This window comes from Amycolatopsis sulphurea, from assembly GCF_002564045.1.
Lineage (GTDB): Bacteria > Actinomycetota > Actinomycetes > Mycobacteriales > Pseudonocardiaceae > Amycolatopsis > Amycolatopsis sulphurea.
In genome coordinates this window covers 3,183,193-3,196,019 of the sequence record NZ_PDJK01000002.1, presented here as the reverse complement: position 1 = coordinate 3,196,019, position 12,827 = coordinate 3,183,193, and the positions used below count along the sequence as shown (strand labels likewise).

Sequence of the window (12,827 nt, the reverse complement as noted above, 5' to 3'; positions counted from 1 at the left end):
CGCGCGTACGCCCGCGGACGCAGCTCAGCGCAGCGCGACCGACAGCGCCTGCGCGATCTCCTTGCCGATGGCGTGCGTGGCGTCGTGCGGCGGCTGGCCCACCTTGACCACCATCGGACCGCCGAACGGCTGGCGCTCCACCACTTCGATCCGCTCGCCGAGGGAGATCGCGTGCTCGGTGAGATACCGCAGCAGGTCCGGATCGGTGTCCCAGACCCGCACGATCTCGCCGACCGCGCCCGGCGGCAGATCGTCCAGGATGCGCATCGGCAGCTCCTCGACGCTGCCGTCCGCGGCCGGGATGGGGTCGCCGTGCGGATCACGGGCCGGGTCGCCCAGCTTCGCCGCGATCCGCTTGATCAGCAGATCGGACACCGCGTGTTCCAGCGCGTCCGCCTCGGCGTGCACCTCGTCCCAGGTGTAGCCCAGCTCGGAGACCAGGTAGGTCTCGATCAGCCGGTGCCTGCGCAGCACCGAACGGGCCAGCTGCCTGCCCTCGCCGGTCAGCTCGATGCCGTGGTAGGGCACGTGCTCGACCAGCCCGAGCTGCGCCAGCTTGGTGACCATTCCGGACGCCGAGGACGGGCTGACCTCGAGCCGCCCGGCCAGCGACGCGTTGGTGACCGCCTCGCCCCGTTCGACGAGGCCGTAGATCACCCGCACGTAGTCCTCGACCGAGGACGACTTCCGGGCGGAACCATCTTCCATGCCGCCTACGATACGGGCTACTCCCGTCACGATCCGCGAAGGTGCGGGGGTGTGCTCAGCGCCGCCAGCGGTAGCGGATCCAGCCCGGGACCGGCTCCGCGCCGAGCTGCGCGTAGAACGCCTCGCCCTTCTCGTTGCCCGCCTGCATGTCCCATTCCACCCGGCCGGTGGTGCGGTCCCGCAGCGCGTCCAGCAGTTCCTGGCCGAGTCCGTGCCGGCGATGCTGCGGGCGGACGAACAGATCGTCCAGCCAGATCCCCGGCCGGCCCTCCCAGGTGGAGAAGTTCCAGCTGCAGAAGGCGAATCCGGCGACCTCGTCCGGACGCCCGGGCGGGGTGGCGATCAGCACCCACGCCTTGGGTTCCGGGCCGAACAGGTGCCCGCTCATCTGCGCGCGGTCCAGTTTGAGGTCGTGCTTGTCCTCGTAGACCGCGTGCTCCTCGATCAGCGTGCAGATCTCCTCGATGTCCTCGGAGACGGCGTCGCGCACGGGCATCGGGTGCCCCTTTCTGTACGGTTTCTGTCGGTGCCGGTCGGTACCGTCGCCGGTATGACCGAGGACGAACGGTTCGAGGACCTCGTCGACGAGTTCCAGCGGCTGCCGGAGGTGACCCCGCCGGGCGCCAGCCGGGGGTTCGGCTCGCACGCGCTGCGGGTGCACAACCGGATCTTCGCCATGCACGTGCGGGGCAGGCTGGTGGTGAAGCTGCCGAAGTCCAGGGTGGACGCGCTGGTCGAAGACGGGCACGGCGTGCGGTTCGACGCCAACAAGGGGACGCCGATGAAGGAGTGGCTCGCGGTGGCGCCGGAGTCGCCGCTGAGCTGGGCGAAGCTGGCCGGGGAGGCGATGGAGTTCGTCGCCGGGGCGCGGAAACGATAGCGTCGGGCCACGCGGCTCACCCCGCCTCGTACCGCAGTTCGCCCGCCACCGCCGTCGCCAGCACCTCCGGTTGTTCCACTGTGGACAGAGGATTCGCGGACAGCACGACGAAATCGGCCAGCTTCCCCGGCTCCAGGGTGCCGAGGCAGGACTCCGCGAAGGTGGCGTAAGCCGAGCCGTAGGTGTAGGCGCGCAGGGCTTCCGCGGGCGTCAGCGCCTCGCCGGGAGCGAACGGCGCACCCGTCGAAGTCCGGCGTGCCACCATGTCGGCCAGCCCGAGCAGCGGCGCACCGTCCACCACCGGGCGATCGGAGCTGGCGGGCAAGACGCATCCGGCGTCGAGCAGGCTGCGCAGGCGGTAGCACCACGGCACCCGGGCCTCGCCGAGCGCGGCACGCATACCGTCGCCCAGCTCGTTCACGAACCGGCCTTGCGGAGACGGAATCAGGCCCAGCCGGGCGAGCCGGGCCAGCTCGGCGGGCTGGAGGACCGCGCAGTGCTCGATCCGGTGCCGGTGGTCCGGTCGCGGCGTCGCGGCCAGCGCTGCTTCGTAGGCGTCGAGCACCACCGTGATCGCGCGGTCGCCGATCGCGTGCGTCGCGATCTGCCAGCCCGCGTCGTGGGCGAGGCGAATAGTCCTGGCCAGTTCGTCTTCCGGCACCTGGAAGTAGCCACGGTTGTCCGGCTCACCGTCGAACGGCTCGTGCATCGCACACGTACGGCCCACCAGTGAACCGTCCGCGAACAGCTTCATCGGCCCGACGCGCAGCCACTCGTCGCCCAGACCGGTGCGCAGACCGAGGTCCAGACCGAACCCTGCCCCGTCCGGCAGCTCGTGCAGCACGCTGGCGGACACCATCACCGTGCTGCGCACCCGAAGCACCCCGCGTTCGCGCGCCAGCTGGTACGCGGCCAGCTCGGCGGGCGTCTGCCCGACCAGCCCGCCGCCGATTCCCGCTTCCTGCACGCTCGTGATGCCCTCGGACAGGTACTGCGTACTGGCCCGGTCCAGACCACGGACCACGGACTCGATCGGCACCGGATAGGTCAGCGGCCGGAGCAGCAGCTGGGCCTGTTCCCGCAGCAGCCCGGTGGGCGAGCCTTCGGCGTCGCACACCACGTCGCCGCCGACCGGCACGTTCGCCAGGTCCAGCTGATCGAGCACGGCGGAGTTGACCACCGTCATGTGCCCCGAGGTGTGCATCAGCCGCACGAGCAGGCCTGGGGCCGCGCGGTCCAGTCCACGGCGGTCCGGATGCTGCCCGCCGGCCAGCTTGTTCTGGTCGTAACCACTGCCGACGACCCAGCTCCCCGCGGGCAACCCGGCCGCACGGCGGGCGATCGCGTCGTAAATCTCTTCCGTGCTGCGACACTCGCTCAGCGGCACGTCGTCCAGCGCCATGCCGAACCAGGCCATGTGGTTGTGCGCGTCGTGGAAACCAGGCGCGACGAACGAGCCGCCGAGGTCCACCCGCCGCCGCGCCGACAGCCCTTCCACATCCTCGCCCACGGCCACGATCCGGCCGTGCAGCACGGCGAGCGCACTCCCCCCGGTCACCAGCCGGGCGTTCTCGTACACCGCGTCGACCCGCATGCGACTGACCCTATCGATCGATCGAACGAACGTCTAGGCTCGGCTTCATGAGCACCGTGGACCTGGCCGTCGAAGGCGGCATCGCGCAGATCCGGCTGAACCGTCCCGAGCGGCTGAACGCGGTCGCCCCGGTACTGGTGGACGACTTCCTCGCCGCGCTCGACGGCGCCGCCCGCAGCTCCGCCAGGGTGGTGCTGCTGTCGGGAAACGGGCGCGCCTTCTGCGCCGGGCACGACCTCAGGGAACCCACGCCCGAAGGCGATTCCCGCACCCGGCTGGACCGGCTCCAGGACATCACCCGGCGGCTGCGCGCGCTGCCGCAGCCGGTGCTCGCCGCGGTGCACGGTTACGCGCTGGGCGCGGGCGCGGAATTCGCACTGGGCTGCGACCTGATCCTGGCCGCCGAGGACGCGGTGTTCGGGTTCCCCGAGGTATCGCTCGGATTGAGCGTGACCGGCGCCGCGTCGCGATTGCTGCCCCTGCTCGTCGGGCCGGTCAAGGCGAAGGAACTGCTGCTGCTCGGCGAGCGCTTCAACGGCCGCCGCGCACACGAACTGGGCCTGGTCAACGCGGCCGTGCCCGCGGAGGAACTGATGCCGCTCGCGCTGGGCTGGGCGGAGAAGATCGCCCACCACCCGCCCGAGGCGGCCACGATGGCCAAGCGGGCGCTCGATACCGGCATCGACCACGCCCTCGAATCGGCATTGGAGCTTGAGGTCAGCCACGCACTGATCACCGAGCACTCGGCCGCGGTCCGGGAGTCCACAGAAGCTTTCCGGAGCCGATCGTGAACGCCGACACCCTCGTCGCGCTGGTTACGCAGGCCGCGCGGCAGTGGCCGGAGCGCACCGCGTGGCACTTCGACGCCACCGGCGCTCGCTACACGTTCGCCGAGGTGGACGAGCACAGCGGCCGGTTCGCCGCGGGGTTGCACGAACTGGGCGTGCGAACCGGTGACCGGGTGGCGGTGATGCTGCGCAATCAACCCGAGTTCCCGTTGCTGTGGCTCGCGCTCGCGAAGCTCGGCGCGGTAGTGGTCCCGGTGAACATCAATTACCGCGAGTTCGACGGCGCACACGTGCTTCGTCACTCCGGCGCCCGCTTCGCCGTGGCCGCCGGGGAATTCGTGGAGCTGCTGGCGAAGATCGCACCGGACACCGCCGTCGAGCGGGTGCTCACGCCGGACGCGCTGCGTTCGGACACCGTCCGGGAAGCCGATCCGGTCGTCGCCGAACAACCGATGAACATCCAGTACACCTCGGGTACCACCGGCGCGCCGAAGGGCTGCGTGCTGCCGCACCGCTACTGGACCACCCTCGCACTCGGGCTGACCACCGGCTTTCCCTCGATCGGCACCGGCGACGTCCTGCTCACCGCCCAGCCGTTCCACTACATCGATCCACAGTGGAACGTCGCGCTCGGGCTGGCGAGCGGTGCCACGCTCGTGGTGCTGGACCGGTTCCATCCGTCGTCGTTCTGGGACAAGGTGCGGGAACACGGCGTGACCTGGTTCTATTGCCTCGGCCTGATGCCCACGCTGCTGCTGCGCCAGCCACCGAGCCCGGCCGACCGTGCGCACAAGGTGCGGGCGATCTCGGCGTCGATCCCACCGGAGCTGCATGCCGAGCTGGAGCAACGCTGGGGTGTGCCGTGGTACGAGGCTTTCGGCATGACCGAGAGCGGCAGCGATCTCCGGGTCTCCGAGGCCGACCACGACGTCGCAGTCGGTACTGGCTGCATTGGACGGCCGACCCGCGACCGCGAAGTGATCATCGCCGGGGAGGACGGGAAGCCGCTGCCCCGCGGGGAAACCGGCGAGCTGCTGATCCGCGGGCTCGGCCTGATGCAGGGCTACCACGACGATCCTGAAGCCACCGCACGCGCGTTCACCGGCGGTTGGCTCCACACCGGCGATCTCGCGCGAATGGACGCCGAGGGGCGCGTCTACTACGTCGGCCGCACCAAGGACATGATCCGGCGAAGCGGCGAGAACATCTCCGCCGACGAGGTGGAACGCGCGCTGCTGCTGCACCCGGCGGTCCGGCTCGCGGCTGTGCTCGCCGTGCCCGACGAGCTACGCGGCGAGGAGGTGAAGGCCTACGTGGTGTGCGAAGGCGAGCACCCGCCGCCGTCGGAGCTGGCGGAGTTCTGCGCCGGGCAGCTGGCCTACTTCAAGGTGCCACGGTTCTGGACCTTTGCCGAAGACCTTCCGCTGACGCCGTCCGAACGCGTGGCGAAAGGCGAGCTGCGCAAGGCCGCCGATCTCCGCGCCGGCGCCTGGGACCGCAGTACCGGGCAGTGGCGGTGAACAGCGCCGGACGAGTCCGTGCGGCAGCGGTGGAACTCTTTGCCACCAAAGGTTTCCATGGCACGGGTATCCGCGATCTCGCACAGCGGGCGGAGCTTTCGTCGGCCACGCTCTACCACTACATGGGCACCAAGGAAGACCTGCTCGTCGAGATCATGACAACGGCGTTACAACGGTTGCTCGACGCGGCGGAGCAGGTCACCACGGAAGCCGGGGATCCGGTGGCCCGGCTGCGTGCGCTGGTCGCCTTGCACGTGCTCGCGCACGCCGTGTCGCCCGGCGAAACCCGCGTGGTGGACAACGAAGTCGACGCGCTTTCGGCCGACGCGCGGGGCCGCGTGGTCGCGTTGCGGGACGAGTACGAGCAGTTGTGGGCACGGATCATCGAAGACGGGGTCGGCTGCGGCGCATTCCACACCGAACGTCCCGCGGTGACCCGGCGGGCATTGCTGGAAATGTGCAGCGGAGTGGCCCGCTGGTATTCGCCACGCGGGCCGTTGCGGCTGGAAGAGCTGGCCACGCATTACGCGGAACTGGCGTTGCGGGCGCTGGGCAACCCCGCCGCGGTGGACACGGACGAGGTGCGGCGGTGCCGGGAAGTGGTCGCCCGGGTGTGGGACATCCCTGTTCGGGCGGGCAATTAGTGAGGTACGCCTTGCCCCGGCGGCGAACGTGGGGGACGCTCGAAGGGTGAACGAGGAAACGATCCAACTCGAACTGGACGACTCGGGTCTCGCACCTGGCCTGCCTGCTCCCTCCCACTCCCGTGATCAGGTCCAGGACGTGCCGTATCGCCCGGTCGAATTCCGCGACGACGATCTGCCCGCCGCGCTGGAACGCTGTGCCGGGTGGCTACGTCAGGCGCAGGAGTGGCTCGGGGAACCGCTCGACGTGCTCGCGATCCATCTGGACTACGACGAACGCCAGGGTTCGCCCTATTACGACGTGAAGGTGCTCTGCAACGAAGAGGACCTCGCCGGCGTCCCGATCGCGCTGCGCAACAGCCGGTAGCATCCCCTGCCTTTCGCTGCGGAGGCCCGCTCGGACACCGAGCGGGCCTCCGTCGCATTCCCGGCCGTCCGACCCCGGTTTCCGCGCCGTTTCCGTGACAACTCCGGCGGGCACCGGGAAGATCGGAGACAGACGAGGAGGGTGTCACGTGACAGAGATCGTGGTCCGCTGGTCGGCTCCGCTCCCGGTGGCGGAGCGTCACCTGCGGTTGCTCGACGACATCGAGCGCGGCCGGTTCGAGGCTTACCGGCAGGAGATCGACCGGCGGCGGTTCCTGACCGGCCGGGTGCTCGCGAAGACGCTCACCGCGCAGCGGCTCGGCGGCGAGCCGGAATCCGTACGCTTCGATTCGACCTGTGAGGACTGCGGCAAACCGCACGGCCGCCCCCGGGTGCCCGGTGCGAACCTGATGCTGTCGATCTCGCATTCGGGCGAGCTGATCGGCCTCGCCGCCACCGACGGCGTACCGGTGGGCCTCGACGTGGAAACCTCGAACCGCAAAGCGGAAGCGTCACTGGTCGAGTACGCGCTGAGCCCGGCCGAGCAGCAGGCCGTGGCCGGGCTGCCGGACGAGGAGCGGGCGGCGGCCTTCTTCGTGTACTGGACGCGCAAGGAAGCCGTGATGAAGGCGACCGGCAAGGGCCTGAAGATCCCGCTGCAGAGCATCACGTTCTCGCGCTACGACGCCCCGGCCGAACTCGTCGCCTCCGGCGATCCCGCGTTGGACCCGGCCCGCACCCGGCTGGCCGACCTGAAGGCCGCCGAGGGCCACCGCGCCGCCGTCGCCGCACTTACGACCGAGGCGCTGACCGTCACCGAGGAGCACTGGCTCCCCTGAGCCCGGCGTCGGCAAAGCCGGCGTGAAGGGCCCTGCGCAGCTGCGGAGGGCTGCGAAGGGCCCCTTCACGGACTCTGAGTCCGTCAGGGGCACCTTCACGGACCCGAAACCGGTCGGGCAGCCACGGCTCTCTCTCTGCTGATCACGGGCCCCCAGCCAACTATGCCGAGGCCACGGACTCTGCGTCCGTGAAGGGCCCCTTCACAGCACTTACGCCACCTACGCCGAGCGGTCGTCTAGACCCATCGCGGCCAGCAGCGTGCCGAACTTGGCGACGGTCTCCTGGTACTCCACCTCCGGGTCGGAAGCGGGCACGATGCCGCCACCGGCGTAAAGGCGCAGGGACTGCTGCGTGACTTCCGCACAGCGGACCGCCACCGCCCATTCACCGTCCCCGGCCGCGTCGACCCAGCCGACGGTGCCCGCGTAGTAACCGCGGTCGAACGGCTCCAGCTCCTTCTCCAGTGCCCGCGCCCCGGCCGTGGGGGTGCCGCAGGTGGCCGGGGTCGGATGGAGCGCGGCAGCGAGGTCCAGGGCGGTCACCGAGCGGTCCAGGAGTTCGCCGGTGATCGCCGTGCGCAGGTGCCAGATCGCCGGGGTGGAGACCAGCTCGGGGCCGCTCGGGACGTCCAGCTTGCGGCAGAACGGCCGCAGCGTCTCGACCACGTACTCGACGACCACGGCGTGTTCTTCCAGGTCTTTGGCCGAGGACCGGAGCCGCTCGCCGTTCGCCCGGTCGGCCGCCGGATCGGCCGCGCGCGGCATCGACCCGGCGTGCGGGGTGGTGAACACGGAGTCACCGGCGCGGGAGAGCAGCAGCTCCGGTGTCGCGCCGACGAGGGTGGCTCCGCCGGGCAGCTCGGCGGCGTAGGTGTGGTGCCGCGGATTGCCACAGGCCAGATTGCGCACGATCCGCTCGACCGGGATCGGTGCGTCGAATTCGAGGTCGAGCGCACGGGCCAGCACAGCCTTGCGAAGGCCACGCTCGCCGAGGGCGGCGACCGCGGCACGGACGTTGGCCCGGTGCCCTTCGGCCGAGGGCAGGCGCCGCGTGGCCACCGGCGCGGGCAGCAGTTCGATCGGCGGCAGGTCCGGGGTCTGGGCCTCGGCCTGCGCCCGGTGGACGGTGCGCGGCAGCACCAAGCGCCCGGGCACGGTGGTGTCCGGGCCGGTGTCGAACGGCAGCGCGCCGACCGCCAGCGGCACCCCGGAGCGGTCCAGCTCCGCGGCCACCGTCCGGGCCAGCCTGCGCGGGTCGAGATCGGCGAGGGTGGCGGCGGCACCCTGCGCGAGCAGGGCACGACGAGCCGTGGCGAACAGGAAGTCGCCCCGCCGGTAGCGGAGGGTGGTCTCGACCGGGCTCGCCGGTGCGGTTCTGGTCGGCACCCTTCCAGCGTCCCAGGATCCAGGAGCCCGCGGGGAAAGTGTTGCCGGAAGAACACCTCCGGCACACTTCCCCGCGACCCTGGTGCCCGGACGCGGGCACAGCGCTACTTGAGCGCGTCGATCAGCGCCTCGCGCTGCCGTTCACCCAGGCCGGCGGCACGCCGGTCGGGGTCGATGCCCGCCTGCTCGAGCAGCGCCGCGACCTTGACCGCGCCGAGGCCCGGGACGGCCTTGAGGAGCTGGGTGACCTTCGTCTTGCCGATGGTCTTGTTCTCCTTGGCCTGCTTGAGCACCGATTCAATGGTCTCTTTGCCGGCCTTGATCGAAGCGAGCAGCTCCGAACGCGCCTTACGCGCCTCTGCCGCCTTGGCGAGGGCCTCGGCGCGCTGCTCGGGAGTCAACGTGGGCAGAGCCAACGTAATGTCCTTTCCTCTCACGTGTCCGCTTCCGCGGCCGACGGCTTCCACCGTGTGCTTGCAAGAGCAAGCGCTGGCCAGCCGTCTCTTACCACGGCCCCAGTAAACGCCACGTGCCCGCGGAGTGCGCAACCGACACGCACTTATCACCCTCGGCCAGCCTGCTGGGGAAGCAGTGATGGGACCCCTCACCACCTGTGCAAACGGTCGCGAACGGTCGTTTTCCGCCGCAATTGGACCACTCGAACGGGAGCATATTTCAAGACGGTTACGACAACGCATTTTCTTGTCTCACAACGGAAATCTTGGATAAAGTTGATCATGAGGCGCGAGTCGCGCCACCCGATACGGGGGTGGCGGCCGCCGCGGCGTGATCGGAACTTGACGGTGCCTGCCGCGGCCCATCCGGATTACAGTCGGCAACACCCCAGTTCACCGGCGAACGAGCACGGGAGTCACCCATGTTGAGCACGATGCAGGACGGGCAGCTGTCGCTGGCGAAGCTGCTGCGGCACGGCACGAAGGTGCACGCGGCGAGCGAAGTCATCACCTGGACCGGTTCAGAATCCCGCCGCGAGACCTTCGCGGACCTCGGCAGGCACGCCGCCCGGCTGGCCGGGGCGCTGCGCGGGCTCGGGGTGACCGGGGACCAGCGGGTCGCCACGTTCATGTGGAACAACGCCGAGCACCTGGCCGCCTACCTCGCGGTACCGGCGATGGGCGCGGTGCTGCACACGCTCAACATCCGGCTGTTCCCCGAGCAGCTCACCTTCGTCGCGAACCACGCCGAGGACCAGGTGGTGATCGTCGACGGCACGCTGGTGCCGCTGCTGGCGAAGAACCTGCCCGCGATGAAGACGGTCAAGCACGTGATCGTGGCCAACGGCGAGGCCGCCGCGCTGGCCGCCCCCGAAGGCGTCACCGTGCACGCCTACGACGAGCTGCTGGCAGCGCAGCCGGACGAGTTCGACTGGCCGGAGATCGACGAACGCTCCGCGGCCGCGATGTGTTACACCTCGGGCACCACGGGTGACCCGAAGGGCGTGGTCTACTCGCACCGCTCGATCTGGCTGCACTCGATGCAGGTGTGCATGACCGACAGCATGCGGCTGGCGCAGGAGGACACCGCGCTGGCGATCGTGCCGATGTTCCACGCGATGTCCTGGGGCCTGCCGTACGCGGCGCTGATGGTGGGCGCCTCGCTGCTGATGCCGGACCGGTTCCTGCAGCCGGCCCCGCTGGCCGCCCTGCTGGCCGCGGAGAAACCGACCTTCGCCGCCGCGGTGCCCACGATCTGGCAGGGCCTGCTCGCGCACCTGGACGCGAATCCGCAGGACATCAGCCACATCCGCGAGGTCGTGGTCGGCGGCTCGGCGGCGCCGCCGTCGCTGATGCACGCCTTCGAGGAGCGCTACGACGTGCCGATCCTGCACGCCTGGGGGATGACCGAGACGTCGCCGCTGGGCAGCGTGGCGCGCCCGCCGGGGAGCGCGACCGGGGAACGGCGCTGGGCGTATCGCTACACCCAGGGCCGGTTCCCCGCCTCGGTGACCGCCCGGCTGATCGGCGACGAGGGCCAGGTCCTGCCCTGGGACAACGAGGCGGTGGGCGAACTGGAGGTCTCCGGCCCGTGGATCGCCGGCGCCTACCACGGCGGAAGCGAGGTCGACCCGGAGAAGTTCCACGAGGGCTGGCTGCGCACCGGCGACGTCGGCAAGATCAGCCCGGACGGCTTCCTCACCCTCACCGACCGCGCCAAGGACGTGATCAAATCCGGTGGTGAATGGATCTCCTCGGTCGATCTGGAGAACCAGGTGATGGGCCACCCGGCCGTGGCCGAGGCCGCGGTGGTCGGCATCCCGGACGAGAAGTGGGACGAACGCCCGCTGGTCGCCGTCGTGGTCAAGGAGGGCGAGACGGTGACCGCCGAGCAGCTGCGCGACTACCTCGGCGACAAGGTCGCGAAGTGGCAGCTGCCGGAGAACTGGACCTTCGTCAAGGAAGTGCCGAAGACCAGCGTGGGCAAGTTCGACAAGAAGCGGCTGCGCGCTTCGTACTCGGAGGGGCAGCTGGACATCTCGCACTTCTGACCGCCCCAGCGCGCACGCCGATCCGCGCCACTGCCCATTCCCGGACGAACGGAGGGAGGAGCACACCCTAGGCACCTCGGCAACCAGTGGCAGACGGACCGTCACCCAGCTTCCCGCTCCGCACGCTCCCCGAGCGGGTGGCGGGGCATGCGCCTGGCCCCTCGCTACAGCGGCGGCAGTGGGCAATCGAAGTCAGCACCTGGCTGGCCCCCGCTTCCGACATGGAACCCGCCGTCCGGCAGCAAGGCCGCCAGCCTCGGCCAGAATCCCGACAGCGGCGGACCGTCACTTGCCCAGGGACCAAGCGCCTCCTCAGTACCACCGCTCCCCGAGCGGCTGGAGGCACGTGCGCCCGCTGCAGCCCCTTCGCCACAACGGGGCAGCAGCGGGCAATCGAAGTCAGCACCGCCCCCCCACTTCCGAAACAGAACCCGCCGTCCAGCAGCAAGGCCGTCAGCGTCGGCGGGATCCCAACGAAGGTGGACCGTCACTTGCCCAGCGCCCGAGCCAACTTCCGCAACGCGACCCGCTCCGCACGTTCCCCTAACGGGCGGGCGGGAGAAGCGGCGTGCGCCTGGCTGCAGCCCCTCGCCACGGCGGGGTGGCGGTGGGCGATCGAGGTCAGGATCCGGCCGGGGCCTGCTTCCACGAGGCGGAAATCGCCGTCGGACAGCAACGTCTTCAGCGTCGGCCAGAAGCGGGCCGGAGCGGTCGACTGGCTTGCCCAGAACCAGGGGTCGCCCGCTTCGGCCGCGGTCACCCGGCGGGTCGTGCGGCCTGAGTACAGCGCGATACCCGGGGAGGCGGGGCCGATCTTGTCCACCAGCCGCACGGTTTCCTCGGCGAAGGGCACCAGCGCCGGGCTGTGGTAGCCGATCGTTGCGGGTACCGGGCGGCAGGCGAAGCCGTCCGCGGTCAGGCGGGGTGTGAGCCGAGCCAGTGCAGCGCGTGAGCCGGACAGCATGAGCTGGGCCGGGCCGTTCAGGGCGCCGAGTACCACGTCCTCGCCGAGGTACCGCGTGATCCTGGCGGGGGTCGTGTCCACGGCGAGCAGTCCGCCGGGTGGGGCGGAGGCCAGGCCACGTGCCTGCGCCCAGAGCAGCTCGACCGCGTCGGCCAAGCCGAACACCCCGCACACGGTCGCGGCGGCCAGTTCGCCCGCACCGTGCCCGAGCACCGCGGCGGGTGGGCCGACCCAGCTCATCACCTGCCTGCTGAGCGCGTAGCCGACCACGAATACCAGCACATGCGAGCGGGTGGCGTGTTCCATCGGCACCACCGGGTCGTCGCTGAGCCAGTCCGCGCGCACGCCCTGCCCGGCCGGGCCGAGCAGAGCGAAGACCTCATCCGCGGCCGTGGTGAACACCGGCTCCCACCGGTACAGCCCGGCCGCCATCCGCGGATAGTGCGCGCCGACCCCCGGCAGTAACAGGGCGACCGGTGGTTGCATCGTCACGGCGTTCCTCCCGCCTCGGCCCGCGGACCCCCATGGCCACGGACAAGGAACGACAATCGCCGACCCGGATGGAACGGCACTCGAACAGTGCTCAACGACCGCGCGCCGGTATGGGACGAAGCCGGTGCGGCCGCCGGGAA

The 12,827-nt window shown here is 70.5% G+C and carries 13 protein-coding genes; 7 read left to right on the top strand and 6 right to left on the bottom strand.

Going from position 1 to position 12,827, the window contains the following annotated elements; translation table 11 throughout:
* Window positions 1-24 precede the first annotated feature (24 nt).
* Window positions 25-708, bottom strand: a complete 684-nt coding sequence (locus ATK36_RS20705; protein ID WP_098513042.1) for a metal-dependent transcriptional regulator — start codon at window positions 706-708, stop codon at window positions 25-27.
* Between the two features lie 55 nt (window positions 709-763).
* On the bottom strand, window positions 764-1,204 hold the full coding sequence (locus ATK36_RS20700) for a GNAT family N-acetyltransferase (protein ID WP_098513041.1): 441 nt from the start codon (window positions 1,202-1,204) through the stop codon (window positions 764-766).
* A 54-nt stretch (window positions 1,205-1,258) separates the two neighbouring features.
* Here ATK36_RS20700 and ATK36_RS20695 point away from each other — a divergent pair, with 54 nt between their 5' ends.
* Window positions 1,259-1,588, top strand: a complete 330-nt coding sequence (locus ATK36_RS20695) for an MmcQ/YjbR family DNA-binding protein (protein WP_098515049.1) — start codon at window positions 1,259-1,261, stop codon at window positions 1,586-1,588.
* 16 nt (window positions 1,589-1,604) lie between these two features.
* Here the strand turns inward: ATK36_RS20695 and ATK36_RS20690 are convergent, their stop codons facing one another.
* Entirely contained in the window at window positions 1,605-3,182 is a 1,578-nt protein-coding gene (locus ATK36_RS20690; protein ID WP_098513040.1) for an amidohydrolase, read from the bottom strand.
* 47 nt (window positions 3,183-3,229) lie between these two features.
* Here ATK36_RS20690 and ATK36_RS20685 point away from each other — a divergent pair, with 47 nt between their 5' ends.
* The 5 genes from ATK36_RS20685 to ATK36_RS20665 all read left to right on the top strand — a co-directional run bounded on the left by ATK36_RS20685 (window position 3,230) and on the right by ATK36_RS20665 (window position 7,339).
* Entirely contained in the window at window positions 3,230-3,973 is a 744-nt protein-coding gene (locus ATK36_RS20685) for an enoyl-CoA hydratase/isomerase family protein (protein ID WP_098513039.1), read from the top strand.
* Window positions 3,970-5,490, top strand: a complete 1,521-nt coding sequence (locus ATK36_RS20680; protein ID WP_245914938.1) for an ATP-dependent acyl-CoA ligase — start codon at window positions 3,970-3,972, stop codon at window positions 5,488-5,490. Before ATK36_RS20685 ends, ATK36_RS20680 begins: the two co-directional genes overlap by 4 nt.
* Window positions 5,487-6,134 (top strand): TetR/AcrR family transcriptional regulator, encoded by a 648-nt coding sequence (locus ATK36_RS20675; protein ID WP_098515048.1) that lies wholly within the window; start codon window positions 5,487-5,489, stop codon window positions 6,132-6,134. Before ATK36_RS20680 ends, ATK36_RS20675 begins: the two co-directional genes overlap by 4 nt.
* Window positions 6,135-6,180: 46 nt before the next feature.
* Window positions 6,181-6,501, top strand: coding sequence for a hypothetical protein (locus ATK36_RS20670; RefSeq protein WP_098513037.1), 321 nt, complete (start codon window positions 6,181-6,183; stop codon window positions 6,499-6,501).
* A 148-nt stretch (window positions 6,502-6,649) separates the two neighbouring features.
* Window positions 6,650-7,339: a 4'-phosphopantetheinyl transferase family protein gene (locus ATK36_RS20665; protein ID WP_098513036.1), complete on the top strand. Its 690-nt coding sequence runs from the start codon at window positions 6,650-6,652 to the stop codon at window positions 7,337-7,339.
* 219 nt (window positions 7,340-7,558) lie between these two features.
* Here ATK36_RS20665 and ATK36_RS20660 read toward each other — a convergent pair whose 3' ends face one another.
* Both ATK36_RS20660 and mihF read right to left on the bottom strand, forming a co-directional pair.
* Window positions 7,559-8,725 (bottom strand): isochorismate synthase, encoded by a 1,167-nt coding sequence (locus ATK36_RS20660; RefSeq protein ID WP_098513035.1) that lies wholly within the window; start codon window positions 8,723-8,725, stop codon window positions 7,559-7,561.
* A gap of 104 nt (window positions 8,726-8,829) precedes the next feature.
* Window positions 8,830-9,141: an integration host factor, actinobacterial type gene (mihF, locus tag ATK36_RS20655; protein ID WP_170069819.1), complete on the bottom strand. Its 312-nt coding sequence runs from the start codon at window positions 9,139-9,141 to the stop codon at window positions 8,830-8,832.
* A 461-nt stretch (window positions 9,142-9,602) separates the two neighbouring features.
* Between mihF and ATK36_RS20650 the strand changes: the two genes are divergently transcribed.
* Window positions 9,603-11,231: a long-chain fatty acid--CoA ligase gene (locus ATK36_RS20650; protein ID WP_098513033.1), complete on the top strand. Its 1,629-nt coding sequence runs from the start codon at window positions 9,603-9,605 to the stop codon at window positions 11,229-11,231.
* Window positions 11,232-11,718: 487 nt separating this feature from the next.
* Here ATK36_RS20650 and ATK36_RS20645 read toward each other — a convergent pair whose 3' ends face one another.
* Window positions 11,719-12,681: an acyltransferase domain-containing protein gene (locus ATK36_RS20645; RefSeq protein ID WP_245915384.1), complete on the bottom strand. Its 963-nt coding sequence runs from the start codon at window positions 12,679-12,681 to the stop codon at window positions 11,719-11,721.
* Between the last annotated feature and the right edge of the window lie 146 nt (window positions 12,682-12,827).

What these genes read in the sequence shown, in the direction of transcription:
- ATK36_RS20695 (WP_098515049.1), top strand. Translation starts at nt 1,259, where the DNA reads ATGACCGAGGACGAACGGTTCGAGGACCTCGTCGACGAGTTCCAGCGG.
- ATK36_RS20645 (WP_245915384.1), bottom strand. Translation starts at nt 12,681, where the DNA reads ATGCAACCACCGGTCGCCCTGTTACTGCCGGGGGTCGGCGCGCACTAT.
- ATK36_RS20690 (WP_098513040.1), bottom strand. Translation starts at nt 3,182, where the DNA reads ATGCGGGTCGACGCGGTGTACGAGAACGCCCGGCTGGTGACCGGGGGG.
- ATK36_RS20700 (WP_098513041.1), bottom strand. Translation starts at nt 1,204, where the DNA reads ATGCCCGTGCGCGACGCCGTCTCCGAGGACATCGAGGAGATCTGCACG.
- ATK36_RS20705 (WP_098513042.1), bottom strand. Translation starts at nt 708, where the DNA reads ATGGAAGATGGTTCCGCCCGGAAGTCGTCCTCGGTCGAGGACTACGTG.
- ATK36_RS20650 (WP_098513033.1), top strand. Translation starts at nt 9,603, where the DNA reads ATGTTGAGCACGATGCAGGACGGGCAGCTGTCGCTGGCGAAGCTGCTG.
- ATK36_RS20685 (WP_098513039.1), top strand. Translation starts at nt 3,230, where the DNA reads ATGAGCACCGTGGACCTGGCCGTCGAAGGCGGCATCGCGCAGATCCGG.